This window comes from Candidatus Polarisedimenticolaceae bacterium (genome assembly GCA_036376135.1).
Lineage (GTDB): Bacteria > Acidobacteriota > Polarisedimenticolia > Polarisedimenticolales > DASRJG01 > DASVAW01.
The window spans coordinates 1-4,564 of record DASVAW010000173.1; the positions used below are offsets into that span (position 1 = coordinate 1).

The 4,564-nt window shown below is 71.3% G+C and carries 2 protein-coding genes; both read left to right on the forward strand.

The window, feature by feature from the left end; all coding sequences use genetic code 11:
- The first annotated feature begins 70 nt into the window (after positions 1-70).
- A complete protein-coding gene (locus VF139_19200) occupies positions 71-3,085 on the forward strand; it encodes a fused MFS/spermidine synthase (protein HEX6853532.1) in 3,015 nt (1,004 codons plus the stop codon).
- Positions 3,072-4,564: tetratricopeptide repeat protein (locus tag VF139_19205; protein ID HEX6853533.1), on the forward strand; the 1,493-nt coding region annotated here is incomplete at its 3' end. The genes VF139_19200 and VF139_19205, both read left to right, overlap by 14 nt.

Here is a 4,564-nt window from a genome sequence, read left to right on the forward strand (position 1 = left end):
GAAAGCCGCGGCCTTTCTTTTTGTCGTGAGCACTTCTATGCTGCGTGCCCGCGATGAAAGCACGCCGTTCGTGACAAACCCCACGTCGATCCAGCGCCTGACGACCTCCTTCGCCGCCCTGTTCGTCCTCTCGGGGATGGCGGGGTTGATCTACCAGGTCGTCTGGTCGCGCTCGCTCGTGCCGGTCTTCGGCGTGACCGCCTTCGCGGTCTCGACCGTGCTCGTCTCGTTCATGGGCGGGATGGCGCTCGGCGCGGCGCTGCTGGGGAAGCGCGCCGATCGCGCGAAGCGGCCGCTGCGGATGTTCGCGATGCTCGAGGCGGGGATCGGCCTCTACGCGCTGGCGCTGCCGCTCCTGCTCCGGCTCGTGGATCTCGCGTACAGCGCGGTGTTCACGTCGATCGACTCGTTCTTCCTCAAGTCGCTCGTGCGGTTCGTGTTCTCGCTGTCGCTGCTGCTCGTCCCGACGGTGCTGATGGGGGCGACCCTTCCCGCGCTCGGGCAGGGGCTGCTGCGGCGCAAGGAGACGCTGGGGGAGGGGATCGGCCTTCTCTACTTCGTCAACACCCTCGGCGCGGCGTTCGGGACGTGGATCGCGGGGTTCGTGTTGCTCCCGTACCTCGGCCTGACGCGCACGACCGCCGTGGCGTTCGTGCTGAACGCGACCGTCGCGATCGTCGCGTGGCGGCTCGACGCCGCACGGGGGGAGGAGGAGGCCGCCGAGTCCGCGGCGATCTCCGTCGAACCCTCCGAGCCGGCGTGTGATCCGCCCTCCTGGCCGCTGTGGGTCGCGTTCGGGTCGGGGCTTTGTGCCCTGGCCTTCGAGGTCGCGTGGTTCCGCGTCCTCGTGCTGGTCTTCGGGAGCACCGTCTATTCGTTCAGCGCGATGTTGTCGGTGTTCCTCCTCGGGCTCGCCGTGGGCTCGCTCCTCATGGGGCGCTGGGTCGATCGCGCGGCGCACCCGGCGAGGATGCTCGCGCTGACCCAGGGAGCGGTGGCGCTTTCGGCCCTTCTCGGATGCCTGTTCGTCAACGCGATGCCCGGGTTCTTCCTTTCGGTGCTGTCGTCGGTGGGGATCGACTTCTCGGGGATGAACCTGACGAAGATGGTCCTGTCGTTCCTGACCCTGCTCCTTCCGGGGCTCGCCTTCGGCGCGAACTTCCCCGTCGCCGTGCGCCTCGCCGATCTCGGCGGGGTGGGGACCGGCACGCGGATCGGCCGGGTGTACGCGTGGAACACCGTCGGGGCGATCCTCGGTTCGTTCGGCGCGGGGTTCGTCCTCCTTCCCTGGATCGGGATGGAGTGGACCCTGCGCGGGGTGATCGTCCTCGCCGCGCTTCTCGCCTTCGGGAGCGTGGTGGCCGAGCGGGGCGCGCTCGTGATGCGCTGGGCGGCGCCGATGGGGTTGGCCCTCGTCACGATCGTCGCGCTCGCGCTCACCGGGCCGCGCTGGGACCGGACGCTCCTCGGCGCGGGGGTCTATTTCGAGCCGGAGAAGTTCCTCGGTCCCGACGGGCCCTCGACCGCGGGGGTCGTCGCGGACTACACGCTGAAGACCTACACCGAGGGGTACAACGAGACGATCCTGTCGTTCGAGAGCCCGGTCGGGAAGTTCATCACCGTGAACGGCTCGACGACCGCCTCCGACCACTTCGAGGACATGTTCTCGCAGCGGATGCTCGGGCACCTGCCGATGGCGCTCCATCCCGGCAAGGTCGGGAAGGCCGCGATCGTCGGGCTCGGGGCGGGGGTGACGGCGGGGGCCGCGGCCCTCTACCCGATCGACGAGCTCGTCGGGCTCGAGATCGAGCGCGGGGTCTTCGAGGCGAGCCGGTTCTTTTCGGACGTGAACCACGGCCTGCTCGACAACCCGAAGCTCAGGGTCGTGATCGACGACGGGCGGAACTTCCTGAAGCTGACCTCCGAGCGGTTCGACGTCATCAGCTCCGCGCCGAACTTCCCGTCGCTCACGGGATCGGGAGGGTTGTATTCGCGGGACTTCTTCGAGGTGGCGAAGTCCCGCCTGACCCCGGGGGGGACGATGTGCCAGTTCGCCCCCGTCTGGCGGATGCGCTCGGAGGACGTGAAGACGATCGCGGGGTCGTTCGCCGACGTCTTCCCGCACGTGCGGGTCTTCTCGACCGGGGTCTCGCTCGTGATGCTCGGGCGGATGGAGCCGTTCCCTCCCGTGGACATGGACGAGATCGCGCGGCGCGTGTCGGATCCTGCGGTGAAGGAGAGCCTCGAGCGCATCGGGGTGCGCGGGCCGGTCGAGCTCCTGTCGTTTTTCCAGATGGACGAGCACGGGCTCCGGCGCTGGGCCGGCGACGCGCCGCGCAACACCGACGACAGGCCGAGGACCGAGTTCTTCGCCCCTCGCGCGGTCTTCGACTCGACGGTCGCCCCGAATCTCGCGGAGCTTCGGACCTTCCGCGCGAGCCCCGAGGAGCGCGCGACGGCGCTCGGCCTCTCCGGGGACTGGGCCCCGTCGTTCGTCGCCCTCGCCTCGGCGTACGACGCCGTGCTCGAAGGGGAGATCGCCTTCCACGAAGGGAAGTCGGGGGACGCGGTCCGGATCCTCGCGCCGGTGGCGGTCTCCGGACACCGCTACGCCCGTTACCTCCTCGCCGACTGGCACGAGAAGCTCGGTCACAAGTTCCAGGGGGAGGGGAAGGTCGCCGAGGCGAAGGCGGAGTTCGAGAGGGTCGTCGCCCTCGAGCCCGATCGCCTCGAAGGGCTCGTCGGGGTCGGGTACCTCGAGATGTTCGGCGGCGACCTCGCGAAGGCGGACGCCCTGCTCTCCTACGCGGTCGCGTTGTACCCGCGCAGCGGCGGGGCGTTGTGGCGGCTGGGGGTGTTGCGCGCGATGCAGGGACGCGGCGCCGAAGGGCTCGCCCTCGTCCAGAAGGCGATCGAAGCCCAGCCGCGCCTCTCGAAGCCGTACGCGATCCTCGGCGGGATGCTCCTCGAAGGGGGGAACGCGGCGGGGGCCGTCGAAGCGCTCGAGCAGGCGGTGCGACTCGGGGACGAAGGGACCGAGACTCTCGCGGGGCTCGCGGAGGCCCGGAAACGTGCGGGGCGATAGGGTCCCCGTCGTCGTCCTGGCCCTCCTCGCGGCGGCGCGCGTCGCGTACGTCGTCCTGCAGCCCTCGGCCGACCCGACCTTCGAGCGGCCGATGCTCGACGGGGCCTATTACCTCGCCTGGGCGCGCGGGGAGGCGCCGTTCACGGGGGCGTATTACCTCGGCCCGCTCTACCCGTGGTTCCTGAAGCTCACGTTCCTGTCGGCGACGCCGTGGGGGATCGCCCTCGTCCAGCAGGGAATGGTCGTCGCGACGGCGGCGCTCGCCGGCCTTCTCGCCCGGCGCGAGGCCGACGACGCGGCGGGGATCTGCGCGGCGGCGTTCGTGCTCCTCTACCACCCGGCGCTGTTCTTCGCGGCGCGTCCCCTCTCCGAGCCGCTCGGGATTCTCCTGCTCGTCGCGGGCCTCTGGGCCTTCCCCGCGCGGCCGGCGGCCGCGGGTCTGCTCTCGGGGCTCGCGACCCTCGCCCGGCCGGCGTTCCTGCCGATCCCGATGCTCTGGGGGGGGTGGCTGCTGTTCACCCGGAAGCGGCGCGAGGGGGTGCTGGTGCTCGCCGGCGCGGCGCTGGCGATCCTCCCGGTGACGGTCCGCAACTTCGTCGCCTCGGGGCACGTGGTTCCGGTCACCGCGAACTCGGGGATCGTCCTGTGGCTCGGGAACGCCCCGGGCGCGGTCGGGGTCTACACCCCCGTCGACGGGTTCTCGGGGGCGCTCGCGACGCAGCAGCGGGAGGCGATGGTCCTCGCCGGGACGACCGACCCCGTCGAGGCCGATCGGTTCTTCCTGAGAAAGGCGATCGCCGCGAGGCTCGCCGACCCGGCGGGATCGATCGTCCTCCTGGCGAAGCGGGTCGGGTTGTCGCTCGCGAACGCGGAGCATGGGCTCGACTACGCCCCCGAGCTCGACGCGAACCCGGCGCGGCTGCTCGGGATCGTGCCGTTCGGGTTGATCCTGGGGTTCGCGGTCGCGGGGTGGCGCGCGATCCGTCCCCCCCTCGCGCTCGCGCTCGTCGGGGCGCTCGCGGCCACGGTCCTCTTCTACGTGTCGAGCCGGCACCGCCTCCCTATCGCGATGCTGGCGTGCATCCCGGCGGGGGTCGGGCTCGCGGCGTCGCGGGGAAACGCGCTCCTTCGCCGCGAGACGCTCCTCGTCGTGCTCGCCTTCGGCCTCTCGGCCGTCTACCCGGCGCGCGAGATCCGGCGCGCGTCCAACGCCGCGGCGCTGTCGAACCTGGCGGTCGCCGAGAAGGAGGCGGGGCGCCTCGAATCTGCGGAGGGGATGCTGCGCCGCGCGATCGAGTACGATCCGTCGGTCGCCGGGCCGCATTACAACCTCGGCGTCGTCCTGGAGCGGGCGGGAAGGACCGGCGACGCCGAGCGCGCGTACCGGGACGCGCTCGCGCGGGATCCCGGGCTCACCGAAGCGGCGGTCAACCTCGCCGGGATCCTCGTCCGCTCGAACCGGGCGGGGGAGGCGGTGGG